General features: G+C 67.5%; 8 protein-coding genes. 4 read left to right on the top strand and 4 right to left on the bottom strand.

Features of this window, described 5'->3' with window-relative positions:
• Positions 1-184: 184 nt before the first annotated feature.
• Positions 185-4,531 (bottom strand): DEAD/DEAH box helicase, encoded by a 4,347-nt coding sequence (locus DFR29_RS26330; RefSeq protein WP_133821633.1) that lies wholly within the window; start codon positions 4,529-4,531, stop codon positions 185-187.
• A gap of 217 nt (positions 4,532-4,748) precedes the next feature.
• Between DFR29_RS26330 and DFR29_RS26335 the strand changes: the two genes are divergently transcribed.
• Together DFR29_RS26335 and DFR29_RS26340 are read left to right on the top strand one after the other, a co-directional pair.
• On the top strand, positions 4,749-5,780 hold the full coding sequence (locus tag DFR29_RS26335) for a sensor histidine kinase (RefSeq protein ID WP_243746190.1): 1,032 nt from the start codon (positions 4,749-4,751) through the stop codon (positions 5,778-5,780).
• The gene (locus DFR29_RS26340) at positions 5,777-6,481 is read left to right on the top strand and encodes a LytR/AlgR family response regulator transcription factor (RefSeq protein WP_133821634.1); all 705 of its coding nucleotides are present in this window, start codon (positions 5,777-5,779) and stop codon (positions 6,479-6,481) included. Before DFR29_RS26335 ends, DFR29_RS26340 begins: the two co-directional genes overlap by 4 nt.
• Here DFR29_RS26340 and DFR29_RS26345 read toward each other — a convergent pair.
• On the bottom strand, positions 6,459-7,859 hold the full coding sequence (locus DFR29_RS26345; RefSeq protein ID WP_133821635.1) for a serine hydrolase domain-containing protein: 1,401 nt from the start codon (positions 7,857-7,859) through the stop codon (positions 6,459-6,461). The genes DFR29_RS26340 and DFR29_RS26345 overlap by 23 nt on opposite strands.
• A gap of 228 nt (positions 7,860-8,087) precedes the next feature.
• Positions 8,088-9,107 carry an AraC family transcriptional regulator gene (locus DFR29_RS26350; protein WP_133821636.1) on the bottom strand — a complete coding sequence of 340 codons (1,020 nt, stop codon included), beginning with the start codon at positions 9,105-9,107 and terminating at the stop codon, positions 8,088-8,090.
• A gap of 173 nt (positions 9,108-9,280) precedes the next feature.
• On the opposite strand from DFR29_RS26350, the gene DFR29_RS29805 reads away from it, so the two are divergent.
• Together DFR29_RS29805 and DFR29_RS29810 are read left to right on the top strand one after the other, a co-directional pair.
• Positions 9,281-9,946, top strand: coding sequence for a sterol desaturase family protein (locus DFR29_RS29805; protein WP_208113742.1), 666 nt, complete (start codon positions 9,281-9,283; stop codon positions 9,944-9,946).
• Positions 9,947-9,982: 36 nt separating this feature from the next.
• Entirely contained in the window at positions 9,983-10,435 is a 453-nt protein-coding gene (locus tag DFR29_RS29810) for an SRPBCC family protein (RefSeq protein ID WP_208113743.1), read from the top strand.
• 51 nt (positions 10,436-10,486) lie between these two features.
• On the opposite strand, the gene DFR29_RS26360 is transcribed toward DFR29_RS29810, so the two are convergent.
• Entirely contained in the window at positions 10,487-16,738 is a 6,252-nt protein-coding gene (locus DFR29_RS26360; protein ID WP_166654354.1) for a pectinesterase family protein, read from the bottom strand.
• Positions 16,739-17,119: the final 381 nt, after the last annotated feature.

Consider the following 17,119-nt stretch of genomic DNA (forward strand, 5'->3'; position numbering starts at 1 on the left):
GCAGCGAGGCACCGTCACCTCAAAGCGGAATGCGCGGAAATTGCCGCCCGGCGTGCAGCCACGCAATATCGATCGGCAGCGACACTCGCCGGGTTTTCCCACGCAGGCAGGTGGCCACGTGCAAAAGTTCTGCAAAAACAAAACCCCATTCCACCTCGTTGGGGAATTGCCTTGTCCGTAGCAGTCAGGGCGGGGGGACCGCATACGCCGCGACTGCAGCAGCGGCATACGGTTCCAGGCCGCGCAACAGGCGCGCGGCTTTCTGTTCGTCCTGCGGCGACAGCGTTTCGAGCAAAGTCACTTCTCCTGCCACCAGTACCGCAACGGGCACGCCGTCGCGATACACCACGCGATGGCCCGGTATGCGCGCCACCTTGTCGCCGGCAAGCACGCTGCCCAGCAGATTGGCCGGATCGGTCGCGGCGACGGCGATCCACTGGTCTTTCTTTTCGTCGCGGCGCACGCGGCGCATGGCGGCGACCGCGTCGGGCAGGGCGAACTGTTCGCCGGGAATGCCGCTGATGAAGCGGCCACCGCGGATTTCGCCGCGCGCTTCCAGGCGCTGGTAGACGCGCACCAGTTCGCGCCAGGGCGGCAGCCAGGCGGCTTCGCGTTCGAGCAGGCGCCAGCAGATCACGCCGTAGCGGCGCAGCAGAACGCGGGCGGCGTGCTCTGTCTCTTCGCCCTGCCCCGCTTGCGCAGACGGGCGGATCAAGGCCCAGCGCCCCGCATCGCGGATGCCGAACAGCGGCACCTTGCGCCGGCGCTGGCGCGAGCCGCTGCCGTCGCGTTTCGAGGCGGGTACCAGCAGCGCGCGCAACCCGCCAAAGCTGTCGCATTGCGCACGTCCGCGCACGACCAGCTCGGCCAGCGCATCTTCCAGCTCGGTGCGCAGCAGGTGGGTGGCATCGCCGATCTCGTCGAAGAACGAAGCGCCGTGTTCGGCCAGGTAGTCCGCCACGCGCTGCGCGCGCGAGCTGAGTTCCGGCGCCTCGTCCGGCCGGCTGGCCAGCCGCGTCCACAAGGGCGCATTGCGCCGCGGCAGCAGAAGGATGGGCGTAGCGCGCAGCGAGGCATTGCCGCGCCCTGCCCCGTCGCCGGCGCTGGGCCGCAGCCGCGTCCATAGCGTGCGCCCGGCGGTGCACAGCTCGTCCAGCCAGGTGATGGAGTAGTCGCGTACGCGCGCCGGCAGCAGGTCGGATTCCCAGGCCACGGCCGGCGCCTCGAAGCCTTCCAGCTGGCCCAGCACGCCGGCCAGCGCTTCCGGACCGCGCACGCGTTCGCCCTCGCCCAGGTGCTGCCAGTCGAACAGGAAGCGCTGGAAATCCCGCGGTGATACCGGCTCTATCTCGCGGCGCAATTGTTTCAATGTATAGCGGTGGATGCGGGCGAGCAGATGGCGTTCGCACCATTCCTCCGCCGTGGCATCCGGGCTGAAGCGCCCTTGCATGACATAGCCTTCAGCCTGCAGGGCCAGCAAGGCCGTCCCGATCTCGGCCAGCGGCAGGCCCAGCGACTGCGCCACTGCATCGGCCCGGGCCGGCCCCAGGCAGGTCAGGCGTGCGCGCAGCAGTTCGCGCAGGGCGGTTTCCCGCGACCACTCGGCCTGGGCGAACTCCTCCGGCACGTCGACCTCGGGCACGCAGACCGCTGCCGGCAACAACGTGCGCAGCAGCGGCAATTGCTCGGTCGCCGACCAGAGTTCCACTGTGGACACTGTTTCATCACCGCACAGGCGCGTGGCACGGCCGTCAACCGCCAGGGCCTGCAGCCAATCTGTCCAGCCGGCATTGGCCTGCGCTTCGTCGCCGCTGACAACACCGATGCCGACCAGCGCCTCGTGCATTTCGTCCGCGCTGCGCGGCTGCGGCCAGGCTTCTTCGCGCACCGCGGCGATGGCGGCCGCATCCAGCTTGCCCAGTTCGTCGGCCGATTCGGCTTCGCGGTACAGGCGGCTCTGCACGGCCTGGGTGCGGCGCTCTTCCAGCGGGGCGTCGTCGAGAAACGCGTAAGGCCGCGCGTTGATGATTTCCGCAGCCAGCGGCGACGGCAGCGGCAGGTCGCGGGCGATCACGCTGATCTCGCCCTGCTCCAGCCGGCGCAGCAGTTGCAGCCAGCCGTCGGCGTCCATGGCTTCGTGCAGGCAGTCGTGCAGGGTCTGGGCGACCAGCGGATGATCGGGAATCTCGCGTTCGCCGACGATGTTTTCCAGGCAGGCCACCTGGTCGGGAAATACCGTGGCGAGCAGGTCTTCGGATTTCATGCGCTGCAGCTGCGGCGGCACCTTGCGTCCACCGACGAAGCGCGGCAGCGCCAGCGCGGTGGTCGCGTTCCAGCGCCAGCGCACGCCGAACAGCGGCGCATCCAGCAGTGCCTGCACCAGCACGTCCAGTGCCGTGGCCGAATGCAGGTAGCGCGACACTTCCAGCAACGGAAAGCTGTGGCTGGTCGACAGCGACAGGATGATGGCATCTTCGGTCGCCGCCGCCTGCAGCTCGAAATTGAACTGGCGGCAGAAGCGCTTGCGCAGGGCCAGGCCCCAGGCGCGGTTGAGGCGGCTGCCGAACGGCGAGTGGATGATCAGCTGCGTGCCGCCGGACTCGTCGAAGAAGCGCTCCAGCACGATGCGCGATTGCGTCGGCAGCTCGCCCAGCGCGGCGATGGCCTTGCCCAGGTAGTCGGCTATCTGCCGCGCGGCTTCCTCGTCCAGGCCGGTTTCGTGCACCAGCCAGTGCAGGCCGGCGCTGGTGCCACCTTCGCCGATCGCGGCGGCGACGCCTTCGCGCAACCGCGCCACGCCGAACGACAGCTCGTCGCTGCGGCCCGGCGCCTCGCCCAGCCAGAACGGAATATTCGGCGGCACGCCCTTGGCGTCTTCCACCCGCACGCGGCCGGGTTCGATGCGCAGGATGCGGTAGCTCGCGTTGCCCAGCTGGAACACGTCGCCGGACAGGCTTTCGATGGCGAAGTCTTCGTTCACCGTGCCGATGGTGTGGCCTTCGGGTTCCAGCATCACCGCGTAGTCGCCGGTATCGGGAATGGTGCCGCCGGACATCAGCGCGGTCATGCGCGCGCCCTTGCGCTCGCGCAGGCGCCGGTTCACCGCATCGCGATGCACGTAGCCGGCGCGCGCGCCGCGGCGTGTGGTGAAGCCATCGGCGAGCATGCGCACGACGGTGGCGTAGTCGGCCTGGCTCAGCTGCGCGTAGGGCGCGGCGCGGCGCACCAGCGCGTACAAGGCATCCTCGTCCCAGTCGCGGGCGGACGTCTCGGCCACCAGCTGCTGGGCCAGCACGTCCAGGGGCGCGACGGGAATGCGCAGGGCATCCAGTTCGCCGCGGCGCACGCAGTCCAGCAGTGCGGCGCATTCGACCAGTTCGTCGCGCGACTGCGGAAACAGGCGCGCCTTGGGCACGCCGCCGACCGCATGGCCGGAGCGCCCTGCGCGCTGCAGGAAGGCCGCGATGGAACGCGGCGTGCCGAGCTGGCAGACCAGGTTCACGTCGCCAATATCCAGGCCCAGTTCCAGCGATGCCGTCGCCACCAGCACACTCAGTGCGCCGCGCTTGAGCCGCTGTTCCGCATCCAGGCGCGCCTCGCGCGCCAGGCTGCCGTGGTGGGCGGCGACCGTGTCCCTGCCCAGCCGCTCGCCCAGGTGGCGTGCCGCGCGCTCGGCCATGCGCCGCGTGTTGACAAATACCAATGTGGTGGAATGCGCACGCACTAGCCCGGCGACGCGGTCGTAGACCTGTTCCCACTGGTCGTTCGACATCACCGCGCCTAGCGGTGCCGGCGGCAGTTCCAGCGCCAGGTCGCGCTGCTTGCCGTAGCCAATGTCGACGATCTCGCAGGCCGGCGCGTCGATGCCGTCGCCGGCACCGACCAGGAAGCGCGCTACCGCGTCGATGGGCTTTTGCGTGGCCGACAGGCCGACCCGCACCAGCGGCTGCGGACACAGCGCCTGCAGGCGCTCCAGCGACAGCGCCAGGTGGCTGCCGCGCTTGCTCGCCGCCACGGCGTGGATTTCGTCGACGATGACCGTGCGCACCGTCGACAACAGGCTGCGGCCCGATGCCGAGCCGAGCAGCACGTACAGCGATTCGGGCGTGGTGACGACGATATGCGGCGGCTTGCGGAACGCTTTCTGCCGTTCTGCCGGCGGCGTGTCGCCGGTGCGCACCGCCGTGTGGATGTCCACATCGGGCAGGCCCAGCGCAGCCAGTTCCTCGCGGATACCGGCCAGCGGCGCTTCCAGGTTCAGGCGAATATCGTTGGACAGCGCCTTCAGCGGCGAGACATAGACCACGGCCGTTTCGTCCGGCAGGCCGCCGTGTTCCAGGCCGCGCCGCACCAGATCATCCAGCGCGGCGAGAAACGCCGTCAGCGTCTTGCCCGAGCCGGTAGGCGCGGCGACCAAGGTGTGGCGCCCGGCCTGGATCGCCGGCCATGCCGCGCGCTGGGCAGGCGTGGGGGCGGGGAAAGTCCGCTCGAACCAGCGGGCGACGGCAGGGTGGAAAGTGGCCAGGGGCATGGGGCGATGCTAGCGATAAGCGCGGTCGCGGAGTGAATCCAGATAAGGCCGCAAGGGGCTGCCTCAAGCGAGGCCGTCTGCAAGCCGGCATCCCACCGACGCGGCGTCGCTCCCCTTCCGCATCGCGAGCCGCCGCAAGCAAGCAGGCCGCTGCCGGCGCTGCTTGCGGCCGAGGAACATCGGGTAGAGTGCCGTCCCCCTCCAACGAATTCGCGCTGTGACGCTGAAGTTCTGGCTGCTGCAGGTGCCGGGCTGGTCGCTGTTCCTGCTGATCGCCTATTTCGCCCGCCCGAGCGAAGCGTCGGTACCGGACGCGCTTCAGTTCGCGGCAGTAGCCGCCGTGAGCGTGGGTGGAATGCTGGCCAGCCTCGGACTGCGCTGGCTGTACCGGGCCTTGCAGGCCGATGGCTACGGTGAATTGCGCTGGCTCGGCGTGCTGCTGGTGGCCAGCGTGCTGGCCGCACTCGGCGTCGACCTGATCTTCCACGCCACGCTTTCGCTGCTGGCCGGCCTTTCGCCCGGCCTGGCCGCGCTGTACGACGCACAGCCGATGATCTCGCGTGCGGCGCTGCTGGCACCGGCCTTCGTCGCGTGGAGCCTGTTGTACCTCGCCATCAGCCGACAGACGCGGCTGGCAGAAGCCGCGCGCCATCAGAACGATTTGCGGCTGGCGCTCAAGGAAGCCCAGCTGCAACGCCTGCTCGGCCACATCAGCCCGCACTTCACCTTCAATACCCTCAACAATATTCGCGCCCTGATCCTCAAGGACCCCGAGCTGGCGCGCGAGCAGATCACGCGCTTCGCCAGCATGCTGCGCTACCCGTTCGCAGCCGGCGAGGAAGCACTGGTGCCGCTGCAGGAGGAAATGGCCGTGGTGCGCGACTATCTCAGCCTGGTTGCACTGCAGCTCGGCCAGCGCCTGCGCTACCGCGAGCAGGTGGACCCGCTGGCGCTGCCACTGCCCGTGCCCCGCTTCTGCGTGCTGCTGCTGGTGGAAAACGCGATCAAGCACGGCCTGGGCCCCAGCAGCAGCGGCGGCGAATTGTGTGTCGATGCGGCGACGCAAGGCGGCGCGCTGCGCATCGACGTACGCAACAGCGGCCGCCTGGCGACGGCCGATGGCAGCGGCACCGGCCTGGACAATCTGCGGCAGCGGCTGCAATTGTCCTTCGGCACCCGCGCGGGTTTGCGCCTGGACGAGCAGGACGGGTGTGTCCTGGCGCAGGTGTGGATTGGGAGCGTGGCGTGATCGAAGCAGTCATCGTGGAGGATTCGGAGCTGGCCCGCTTCGAACTGGAACACCAGCTCAAGGCCTATCCGCAGGTGACGGTGGTGGGCCATGCCGGCGATGTGGAAGCCGCCATCGTGTTGATCGAATCCGCCGCGCCGGATGTGGTGTTCCTCGACATCGACCTGCCCGGCGGCAGCGCGTTCACCGTGCTCGAACGCCTGACCCAGGTGCCGCGCATCGTCTTCACCACCGCCTTCGATGCGTATGCGCTCAAGGCGTTTGCCTACAACACGGTGGACTACCTGCTCAAGCCGATAGACCCGCAACGGCTGGCACAGGCGGTATACAAGTTGACCGAGGCCATGCCGGCCACGCCGGCACGGCGCTCGATGGACAGCCCCATCTTCATCAAGGACGGCGAGCACTGCTTCCTGGTCAAGCCGCGCGATGTACGTGTGATCGAGGCGGTCGGAAATTACAGTCGTATCTATTTCCACACGCATGCACCGCTGCTGTACCGCCCGCTCGGTGCCATCGAGACGCAGCTGGCGCCGGAGAAATTCTTCCGCGCCAGCCGCAAGTACATCGTCAATCTCGACTACGTGGAGCAGGTCGCTCCCTGGAGCAACGGCGGGCTGATGCTCACGCTGCGCGGCGGCCTGGAGGTGGAAGTGTCGCGCCGCCAGAGCGCGCGTTTCAGGGAAGTGTTGAGCCTGTAGCCGGTGCGGCCGCTGCAGCCGGTTCGCGCCGGCCGACGCTGTCGCCCATCAGGCGATCGTGCAGCGTCATCACCGCGCCGCCGTCGCCGGCCGTGGCAAAGCTCAGGTAATCCAGGCCGCCGTCCAGGTAGTAGCGGCCGTCGGCAGCGGGGCTGACCGCGACAGGCGCTTCTCCCTCGCGCTGCAGCTGCAGCTTGCCGGCGGCTTCCGACAGCAGCCGCACGTCGTCTGCGCCAAGTACGTAGCGGCCCAGCCAGGCCTTGTCCTTCCCGCTCGCGGCGACCGCAGGCGCATAGGGTTTGCCCGCCGCGATGGCGGCCAGCCGCACGGTCAGCTGGCTGGGGTCGAGGAACTCCGCATTGGTCAGCACGGTAGCGAAGACGTCCGGCTCCTTCAGCCGCACCACGTAGCTGTTGAAGCCGTTGATGAAGCCACCGTGTTCCACATCGGACAGCCCCTGCACCTGGCCGATTATCCAGCCGAAGCCGTAAGGCGACGGCTTGCCGTCGGCCAGGATGGTCTTGGCCGTGGCCTGCGCCAGCACCGCAGCCGGCAGCAGCGCACCGTCGCGCCAGGCCCGATGCCAGATCGCCAGGTCGTCCGCCGTGCTGACCAGGCCCCCCGCGCCCTGCGGCTGCGACATGCTGATGAAATCGGCGTTCTGCAATTCGCCCTGCACGCGCCGATAGCCGTGCGCGCGTGCGGCGATGACGGCCAGATGATTGTCATAGCGCGTGTGCTGCATGCCCAGCGGCTGGAAGATCGCCTGTTGCAGGTAGTCGGCGTAAGACTGCCCCGACAGGCGCTGGATCAGATGCGTCAGCACGATGTAGTTGGAATTGCTGTAGCGGAAGCGCGTGCCCGCGGCGAACTCCAGCGGCAGATCCTTGAAGTAACCCATCAGGCCGGCCGCATCGGCTTCCTCCCGCCGTGCAGCTCGCGACGCCGGGATGCTGCTGATGTTCTTGATGCCCGATGTATGCGTGAGCAGTTGCTGCACCGTCACGCCGGACAAGGGCCCATTCAGCGCCGGGTCCAGCGACTCCAGCGTCGCGCTCAGGCTCAGCTTGCCCGCCTGCACCAGCTGCAACACCGCCACGGCAGTGAACTGCTTGCTGATCGATGCCAGCCGAAGCGCCGCGTCCGGCCGCATCGCCACGCCGTTCTCGATGTCGGCCAGCCCGTAGGCCTGCCGCAGCAGCACCTCGTCGCCCCGCGTCACTAGCACCACGCCGCCGGGCTGGTGGCCCTTGAAGAACTCACCGGCCTCGCGCGCGAGCGCTGCTGTGGCGGCCTTTGCCGGCACGCCTTCCTTCGCCCCTGCCGCGCCAGCAGACGCCAGCGCCGTCGCCAGCAGCAGTATTCCGAAAATCCGCATGCACCCTCTCCTTCTGTGGACAGGGACAGCGTAGGACTGTCGCCGCGCATGACCGAGCGATACGTGACCTGCGGTCGGCATGCACAGCCAGCGGTCGTCCGCACGGATAAGCGGTCAGCGGCATTGCGCGCCGTTGACGCCGTGCCGGCCTGACAGCGTTCCGGCGCAGCGACGTCGGGGCAGCCTGCCTGGCCGAAGGAGGCAACGCTGCACAGCAGGAATTCACACTTATACGTTTGACGGTCCAGCCAGCTGCCGCCACTGCCCCGCCGTCCTGCCAAACCATCGCCGCGCCGCACGACTCAGGCTGCTGGCGTCGTGATAGCCCAGCTGCCGGGCGGCTTCTTCCAGCGGCACGCGCTGGCGCAGCAGGGTTTCCAGGGCCTCGCGGCGTGCCGCATCGACGAGCGAAGTCCAGGCCTGGCCTTCCTGCTGCAATTGCCGCTGCAGCGCCCGCACGCTGATGCCCAGGGACTGGGCCAGGTCGCCGATACGCAGGGCGCCGCTGGCCCTGGCGGCCAGCCATTGCCGGGCAAAGGCACTGACTGAACCAGCCTGAGGCAGGCCGGCGAGCTGGCGGCCCAGCCACTCGCAATGGATGCGGTGCAGCTCGGCATCGGCCTGGGGCAGGCGGCGCGCCAGTTCGGCCGCAGGCAGGCGCAGTTCGTGCCCGGGTGCGTCGAACTGCACGGCACAGCGGAAGAATTCGCGATAGGTTTTTTCATCGCCCTGCCGCGCATGGCGGAAGGCCACGCCAGCCGGTACCAGGGGGCGCTCGGCCAGTCCACAGGCGGTCACCCAGATACCGCCGATGATCGCTTCGACCTGCTGCGGAAACAGCTGCACGCGCTTGAGCTGTTCGGTATAGACGATGGCGACCTCGCCGCCGGCCCGGGGCTGCGCGCTCAGTGCACCGGATTCGCTGACCAGGCGGTAGTAGCGCAACATCACGCTCAGCGCGTGCTGCAGCGAGGTGCTGCTGGCCGCGGCGAGGCCCAGCGCACGAAACGTCGACGGCCGCGCCGCAGCGGCGACTTTCAGGCCGAGCAGCGCATCGCCGGTCAGCGCCAGGCCGTGCTGCCAGATGCGGTGCACGGTTTCCGGCGCGATGCGGCCATTCGGATCGTCGAGCAGACCGGCATCGACACCCAGGCCGGCAAGCAGCGCGGCCACGTCCACGCCCTCGGCGTCGAGCACACCGAGCAGCATTCGCACATAGGGATTGGAGACGGTACGCGGGTCGAGCATGCGGGACTTCGCTCAGATTGGCGCGAAATGTCAACCCGGCGCAGGCTGCTGTCAATGCGCCGGCCTTGCCGTTGACTCATCATCGACCGCCACGCCGTTGGCGCAAACCACGCGGGTGGCGCCGTGCACGCAGCGCGGCGCCGCCACGCCGTGCAGAATCGCCGGAGTTCCGCATGACCCACGACACCGCAGGCTTTCGCGCCCGCTATCGCGCCGGTATCGGCCGCTACTACAACGCCTGGCTGCACGGCGGCTTCGTGCTGGTATTCGGCGTGACGGTGCTGGCCGTGCTGCTGGCGAGCATCGACGCGGTGCGCGCCTGGCAATGGCTGGCGATTCCGCTGGGCCTGGTCGTCTTCAACGCCGGCGAATACACCGTGCACAGGCGCTACGGCCATCACAAGCATCGCCTGGGCGCGCTGTTCTACAAGCGCCATACCGGCGACCATCACAGCTTTTTCGTTGCAACGCAGATGCCGTACGAGCAGGCGCGCGACTGGCGCGTGATCTTTTTCCCGGCCTGGCTGATCGTGCTGTTCTGCGCCGCACTGCTGCCGCTGTACTGGGCCATCGCACTGGTCGATGCCAATGTCGCCGCGCTGTTCTGTGCCACCTTGCTCGGCGGCTACCTGAGCTACGAGATCTTCCATGCCTGTGAGCATCTGCCGCCACAGCACAGGCTGGCGAAATTGCCGTGGATACGGCATATGCGGCGTTTGCATCAATTGCATCATCGCCGCAACCTGATGCAGACGCGCAATTTCAACCTTGTGTTTCCGCTGACGGACTGGGTGTGCGGCACCTTGTACTGGGAAGCGGAAGACCCGCCGCCGCGCTGACCGCCGCGCATCCGCTGCCACGACAGGAGCCTTGCTATGCCTACCCATACCAGCCACACGCTGCTGGCCACCACGCCGCAGCAGGCCTACGACTACCTGACCATGCCCGCCTGCTGGCACGAATGGCATGCGGCCTCGCTGGGCACGATTCCGGATACGCGCGCAGCGCTGGGCAAGGACGCGGCATTCGAGGAAAACATCCGCACAGCGGGCTTCCGCCGCCGCCTGCACTGGCGCGTCACCGACGCGCAGCGGCCGGCGTACTGGCAGGCAACCGCGAGCATGGCCGACGGCAGCCGCGTGCGCCTGCGCTACGAGTTTGCCGCCGACGGCAGCGGCACGCTGTTCACGCGCACGCTCGACTACGCGGTGCAGCCACTATGGCTGCGCGCGGTCGATGCCGTGATCGGGCGCTGGCGCATCCGCCGGGAAACCGCACTGGCGCTGGGCAAGCTGCAGCAGCGTTTTGCCCAGCGCGGCCCGGTGTGACATGCAGCGCGCGCCATCACGGGCGCGCGCTGTCGCTTTGTGGAAAACGGCTCAGGGCAGCTTGCCCGCCCCGACCGCCGCCGGCACGCTGCTGCCCAGCGCAGGCGGATCGGCACTGACCGTATACGCGTAGGGCGGCTGCCAGGTACTCAGCGGCAAACCGTCGCAACCGGCCAGGAAGGCATCGACCTGCTGCGGCGTCAGCGCCGAGGCATGGTCGCTCTGGAACCACAGCGCTTCGCCGCGGAAACCGCTGCCGCCGCCGTGGTTCATCACCAGCTTGCCGCAGATCTCGTTGCCGGCATTGAGCTTGACGCCCAGCACATGGAAGAAATTGCCGTGTGCGAGAATGTCGCCCAGCGTGCCCAGCGCCATGCCGCTGCCCCATTTCTGGTTGGGCACCGAGGCAATGCTGCCCTGGTAGAAATTATTGTACAGGTGTACTTGTCCATAGCGCACGCGCGGCATGCGCGACTGGTTGAAATACCAATGGTTGCCCGCCATGGTCACCTTGAGCCGGCCCTGGTCGCTCCAGGCGCGGCCGCTGTCGCCGTTGCCGATCAGGTTGGTCTTGTCGCTGGTCTCGAAGCGGCTGTTGGCCACGGTGACATAGTTCGAAGCCCGCACGATGTCGAGCGAACCGTCGCGCCGGGTAGCGGTATAGCTGCCGTTGTACTGGCCCGGCCCGACCGTCACATGGTCGACCCAGACCTGCTGCGCCCAGGACACGACGATGCCGTCGAACTCCGCATCGGCCGAGCCCGGGTTCACGTCCCAGGGATTCTCGATGAGCAGGTTGCGCACGATCACGTTGCGCGTCCAGCCCGGATATTCCTCGGCCAGTCCGCCGTGGCTGATCCACGCTTCGTAGTTGGACTTGGGCTCGGGCACGGCGGGCGAGTTGGCATGCGGCGGCGAGAACTCGCGACCGATGGCGATCTGCGTGCCGGCAAAGCGCGCCGGCGCACCATCGCTGCCGTTGATGCCGACCAGGGTGGTATTCGACGGAATCACCACCGTGCCGCCCTGGTGCTGGTCGGCGAAGCTGGTGTATTCCTGGTAGACGCCGTTGGTGAAGCGGAAATCGATCACGCCAACGACACGGACGATCTTGGGCTCGTTGCCGGCCTGCTGCAGCGCGGCGATCAGCTGTTCCTTGGTGAACACGGTATAGATGCGATCCGGCGCCGCCGCCGAGCCGCCGGTGACCAGCACCGGACCGTATTCCGACCAGGCATGCCAGCCGTTCGCCGGCGCGGTCTCGCGTTCGAAGCTCAGCACGCCGCCGGTCGGGTCGGCCGGCAGATTCTGGTAATGGTTCACATGTACCGGCGTGGGCGGCACCGCCACGAACGACAGATTGGTCGTCGGCGCCGAATAGGTGCGCACGCCCATCGCGGCGGGCAATACATTGCCGACCGGCAGCAAGGCCGCATCGACGGGATTGCCGCTCGACGAGCTGGAACTGCTGGAACTGGAGCTGGAAGAACTGCTGGAACTCGACGAACTGCTGGAGCTGGACGAGGAACCAGAGCCCGCGCAGGTCGCGCTGCCCACTGCGCCATAGTCCACGCGCAGATTGTCCAGCACCACGCTGGCGCTGCTTTCCGTGCGCAGATGGAAGTACGAAGCAGCCGTACCGACGGTCGAAGTCACCGACTCCACACTGCCCGCTACCAGGCTGGTCACCGCCTTGCTGTAGATGCGCGAGGCGGCGCCCAGCGGCGAGGTCGAGCCACTGGTCGTGGTGTTGTCCACCATCAGCTGCAGGTTGCCGCTGCCCGAGGCGGCGCGCACGCAGAACGACACGGTATAGGGCTGGCTCAGATCGAAGATGCCCGGCGGCGAAGTCGTCGTCGTCGACTGCACGCCGGGCTGGGTGCTGCCAATGGAGAAGCGCGCGCCGGCCAGGCCCAGACTGCCGTCGCCGATCGTGATGGCACTGGCGCCGCCGAGGGCGTAGTACATCTCGACCGCGGGCTGGGCCGGCAGCGAGCGATAGGCGGCGGTGCGGAAGGTCGCCGTGGTCGCCGCGTCGAAATCTTCGGCAAACGGAATGACGGCACCAGCGGAGCTGCTGCTCGAACTGGACGAGCTGGACGAGCTGCTGGAGCTGGAACTCGACGAGCTGCTGCTTGAGCTGCTCGAACTCGAAGAACTGCTGGAACTGCTGGAACTCGACGAGCCGCCGCCCGGCAAGGCCAGACAGGCGTCGATGCGGCCCGTTCCCGAATTGGCCAGCACGTGGGCGCGCACCTCGGCTCCCGGCACGACGGTATACGCATACGGCGGCACGTAGCTCACCGTCGAGGCAATCTGCCCGCCGTTCTGCACCGTGCCCGGCGTATTGCCCCAGGCACAGGGATTGCTGCTGCAGTTGGGCTCGGGCAACGTCGTCCAGGTCACATTCTGGAAAATGTTGTCGGCATTGGTGTCCCAGTAGCCGATCTGGCTGCTGTCCTGCGAGATCACCACATTGGTGGAATCCTCGAAGTGCGAGCTGTCGATGCGGATCTTCGCGCCCATGCGCGAGTTGACCGCGGTGCGCTGCACGTTGTGGTAGTAGTTGTTCAGCACATGGCCTTCGCCGAAGCGGAACAGCGGCAGGCGCGACATCACGTTGTCCCAGTGGTTGCCGACGAAGCTGATGCGGCGATTGAAATTGTCGCTGTCGCTGGAACCCCACAGCGAAGTTTTCCAGCTGTCGTGCAGGTAGTTGTACGAGATGGTGATGTTGTCGATATTGCCCTTGCCGCTGACCAGTTCGTCGTAGAAGTCCTGGTCGACCTCCAGCGAGTTGTACATCTCGTTGTGGTCGATCCAGATATTCGAGGCCGGGCCGTCGATGCTGATCTGGTCCTTGTCGCCGATGTTGACGTAGCGCAAGGTCAGGTTGCGCAGGATGACGTTGTTGGCACGCCAGATCTTGATGCCGATGCCGTCGAACAGCGAGCCGGGCAAGCCGATGATCGAGACGTTGTTCATGTCTTTCACATCGAACTTGCTCACGCTGCCGCTGTTGGCTGGGGTGATGACGCCGCCGATGAAAATCGTCAGCGGCTGGGTGTTGCCGACCTGGCTGGCCAGTTCCGTCACCAGCTGCGCGCCGGTCGTTACCGTGACGGCGCGGCCGCCGGCACCGCCCGTCGTGCCGCCGCCCAGCGAGGCAAAGCCAGGCACCGTGTTAGCCACTTCGCAGCTGAGCGTGCCCGGGCCGCTGCTGGACGAGGAACTGCTGGACGAGGAAGAACTGGAACTGCTCGACGAACTGCTGCTGGAAGAACTGGAGCTGGATGAACTGGACGAACTGCTGGAACTGCCCGCGCCCTTGCAGGTGGCACCGGCAACCGTGCCGCGGTCGATGCGCAGATTGTCCATCACCAGCGTCGTGCCGCTGTTGGTGCGCAGCTGCAGGAACGAGGCCGCCGTACCGACAGTGCCGGTGACGGAATACACCGTGCCCGGCACCATGTCGGCGACCGGGAATTCGCCCAGCCGCGATGCCGCACCCAGCGGCGAGTTGGCCGACGTGGTGGTGTTGTTGTCGATATAGACGTAGAAGAAACCCGTCTCCGAGCGCGACAGCACGCAGAACGAAATCGTATACGGCTGGTCCAGGCCGAACACGCCGGGCGGTGCGCTGGTCGCGCTGCTCACCTGGCTGGGGATTGTGCTGCCGATGGTGAAGCGCGCGCCGGTCAGCGACAGGGTTTTTTCCGGCGTGAGCAGCAGGCCGCTGCCGCCGCCGGTCGCGACGTACATCGGTATCTGCGCCTGGCCCGGGATGGAACGGTAGGCCGGCGACCAGAAACTGCTGATGCTGCCGCCGCTGCCGGCACCAACCGTGGCATCGGCGAAGCTTTCCGTCAGCGGCAGGTTGCTGGCCGGGCCGGCCGCCGCGTCGAAGCCATTGGCGAATACGCGGTCGGCCGGACTGCCGTCGGCCAGGGGGTCCCATCCCGCGCCGCCGCCATAGGCGGAAAATATTTGTGCACGTGTAGAGAACTCCGCCGCGACCTCGGCCGGCTGCAGCAGATAGCCGCCGACACGGCTGGCGAGATCCAGCGGTGTGCCGGACAGGTCGGTGCTGCCGTATTCGCGCCAGCCGCTGCTGGCCGTCGCTGTCGCCGGATTGGACGCCGGCTGGCCGTTCACGCCTGCCGCAGCCCAGCCCAGCCCGGCCACATGAGCATCCATGCGCGTGTTGACGAACACCACGTTGTCGAAATACGCCGTGCTGCCGCCGCTGCGGGCCAGATACGTCGCGCCCGGCGGCACGTCGCCGGCGAGCGGACCGGGGCCGGGACCGTGGGTCAGCGCGCTGTTGAGGAAGACGAAGCCCTTGTCGCCGGCAGCAACGCTGCGTGCCTGCAGCACATAGCCGCCCTGGCTGGGGTTTTGCGTATCGCCCAGCGAGCGGATCTCGCTCTCCTCGAACAGGCTGACGCGGTTCGCGCCCCAGATGAAATCCACATTGCCTTCGACCAGGCAGCGATAGAACCAGGCGTATGACTTCAGCTGCAGCGTGTCCTGCTCGCTCTGGAAGCGTGCGTATTTGCCGATCAGGCGCTGCGTGCCGTCGCCGTTGAAGTACAGCGTCTCGGCCTGGCTGGCCGCCGCGGAGCGCAAGGTGGTGTTGCGCAGAGTGAGGTTTTCCAGCGTGAGCAGGTCGGCGTTTTCGATCAGGAATACGCTGCGCCCGCCATTGGCTGCGCCGGGGCCGGGTGCGCGGCTAGTGCCGGTGCCGCTGTTGAAGGCTTCGGAATTGCGGTAGTTCAGCACCACGCCGTCGCGCGTCTCGCCGATCAGCGAAAGACGGTTCTTGCCACGCAGGTACAGCAGCTCGCGGTAGTTGCCGTTGCCGATATGGATGTCTACCGGCGTATCGCCGGGGAACTGCTGCACGGCGAAATCGATGGCGGCCTGCACGGTGCGGAAATCGGCCAGGCCGTCATCGTCGACCATGAGCGGGCTGGACACGGCCGGCGCACTGCGCGTGGTGAAGCGCCAGCCGGCATTCGCGCCGATGCCGTCGAACGCCATGCCATGCAGCGTGGCACCGACGATCAGGCCGTTGTCGATCAGCACGCGGTATTCGGTGTCGTAGGCCAGTGCATGGCTATGTGGCGCAATGGTCACGGCATTGCCGGCAACGCTGATGGCATCGCGCCTGATCACGCGCACGCGGTCCTGGCCCGGATAGCCCAGCGCATCGATGTCGCCGGCCAGCGCAATCGTATCGGCCACCACGCCGTCGCTGGCACGCACGATGCGCACGCTGCCCGCCGTGCCCAGGCTGGGCGGCACATCGAAGTGCAGGCGCAGGCGCGTGTCGGCGTGTACTCCGCTGGCCAGGGCCGGCGGCGATGCGACGCCGCTCAGGTCGTAGACCGTCGTCGATTCGGCCAGCACCGTGGCGGCGATGGTTTTCTGCACCGTCGCATCCGAGCCGCTGGTGAAGGTGATCGTGGCGTTGCCGGCAGCGAGCGGGCTCAGTGTCACGGCGCTGCCCTTGGCGACGGCGCTGACCACGGCAGGATTGCTCGATGCAACGCTGAAGGTGTCCGCGGTGCCGGCCGCCGTCAGCGCATTCACGCTGACGCCGTACGCGGCACCGCCGGCCGGTGCCGTCCAGCTGGCAGCGGCCGGATCGAGCGTGAGTTGCGCTTGGCCCGGCGCCGGACAGCTCGCGCTGCCACTGGCGCCGTAGTCGATACGAAAGTTGTCGATCACCACCAGCGCGCTGCTCTCGGCGCGCAATTGCAGGAAAGCGGTCGGCGAGCCGACGCTGGAGGTGACCGAATACACCGTGCCCGCAGCCAGGCTGGTCACGGCGAGGTTGGCGATGCGCGAAGCATTGCCCAGTGGCGAGTTGGCCGCGCCGGTGGTGTTGTTATTGATATAGATCTGGAAATTTCCCGCACCGGAACTGCTCACCAGGCAGAACGACACGGTGTATTGCTGGCTCAGGTCGAAGATGCCGGCCGGCGCCAGGGCGGCCGTGGTCGTGACGCTGGTATCGGTATTGCCGATGCTGAAGCGGCCGTTGGTCAGGCTGAGCTGCCCGGCCGGGGTGATGGTGATATTGCTGCCGCCGCCGGTGGCGAAATACATCGGCCTGGCCGCGTCGCCCGGCAGCGCGCGATAGCCGGCGGTGGTGAAGGTGGCGGTCGTGGCCGTATCGAAATTCTCGGCGAACGGCACGCTGGCCTGTGCCAGCGCGGCAGAGGGCGCAGCGCCGAACAGCAGGGCGATCGACAGCGCTGCCCTGCGGGCGGCGCGTTGCAGTGAGTTCACGACCATCGTGGAAATCCCCGGACAAAAGTGCGTGACAGGACTTGGGCGCCGCTTCGGGCAACCGGCCAACAGAATTTCTGGTGAACAACTGTATTTCTGGAAACAAACGCAGCGGGCCGGAACGCCTGCAGAGTCTGGCAACAGGCGCAATACGGACGCCATCGCCGCTATCCGCCGCTGGCTAGACCCGGGACTGTGCGCCGGCACGAAAAACCGCGACGGCAAGCGCCACGGATAGCGCCGTCATCGCCATCGATGACGCGCCGGCAAGGCAATGACACCGGTATCATTTTTGGACAGACTTTTGCCGAGCAGTGCCGGCGAAACGCAGCAGCCAGCCGCACGCGATACCAACGGCCACGGACTCGTATGCAGGCCGCGCCGGGC

Source organism: Tahibacter aquaticus, assembly GCF_004363655.1.
GTDB classification, from domain to species: domain Bacteria; phylum Pseudomonadota; class Gammaproteobacteria; order Xanthomonadales; family Rhodanobacteraceae; genus Tahibacter; species Tahibacter aquaticus.

What these genes read in the sequence shown, in the direction of transcription:
- DFR29_RS26330 (WP_133821633.1), bottom strand. Translation starts at nt 4,531, where the DNA reads ATGCCCCTGGCCACTTTCCACCCTGCCGTCGCCCGCTGGTTCGAGCGG.
- DFR29_RS26345 (WP_133821635.1), bottom strand. Translation starts at nt 7,859, where the DNA reads ATGCGGATTTTCGGAATACTGCTGCTGGCGACGGCGCTGGCGTCTGCT.
- DFR29_RS26350 (WP_133821636.1), bottom strand. Translation starts at nt 9,107, where the DNA reads ATGCTCGACCCGCGTACCGTCTCCAATCCCTATGTGCGAATGCTGCTC.
- DFR29_RS29805 (WP_208113742.1), top strand. Translation starts at nt 9,281, where the DNA reads ATGACCCACGACACCGCAGGCTTTCGCGCCCGCTATCGCGCCGGTATC.
- DFR29_RS29810 (WP_208113743.1), top strand. Translation starts at nt 9,983, where the DNA reads ATGCCTACCCATACCAGCCACACGCTGCTGGCCACCACGCCGCAGCAG.
- DFR29_RS26360 (WP_166654354.1), bottom strand. Translation starts at nt 16,738, where the DNA reads ATGGTCGTGAACTCACTGCAACGCGCCGCCCGCAGGGCAGCGCTGTCG.